The 597-nt window shown below is 61.4% G+C and carries 1 protein-coding gene; it reads left to right on the top strand.

Features of this window, described 5'->3' with window-relative positions; all coding sequences use genetic code 11:
* Positions 1-351, top strand: a 351-nt coding sequence (locus A3754_RS03600) for an aminotransferase class I/II-fold pyridoxal phosphate-dependent enzyme (protein WP_156496751.1), incomplete at its 5' end; no start/stop codon positions are given.
* Positions 352-597: the final 246 nt, after the last annotated feature.

Raw genomic sequence — 597 nt, 5'->3', positions numbered from 1 at the left:
CCGTTCAATGTGAATACGCCGGCCCAGGTGGCGGCGGAAGCGGCCCTTCAGGATGACGATCACATCGAGAACTCCCGCAGTGAAAACACCGCTGGCCTGGTGCAGATCGCCGAAGGCCTGCAGAAACTGCATCTTGAGCAGATTCCCTCCGTGGCCAACTTCATTGCTTTTGATTGTGGCCGTGACGCCATGCCGGTCTATGAAGGCTTGTTGAGGCAGGGGGTGATCGTGCGTCCGCTGGGTGGCTACGGCATGCCCAACCATTTGCGCGTGACCGTGGGCACCAGCCGCGAAAATGAACGCTTTCTGGATGCGCTCAAACATGTGCTGCGGGATATGGCGGATGAGTAACGTCAAGCCGTTGGTGTTTGCCCCTGTAGGAGCGCCGTTCAGGGCGCGAACCGTACTTGGCACGGCCTATCGCAAGCAGGTTCGCGCCCTGAACGGCGCTCCTACAGAGGAAGGTGGGCGCTCGANTGTCTGANCCACTCTTCAATCGCATCGCCATCATCGGCCTGGGCTTGATCGGNGGCTCCTTNGCCGCTGCCGCCCGGGAAAATGGTCTGGCCGGCTCCATTGTGGCCGGCTCCCGCTCGG

This window comes from Alcanivorax sp. HI0083 (assembly GCF_001635175.1).
This window is presented reverse-complemented; position numbering and strand designations above follow the sequence as displayed.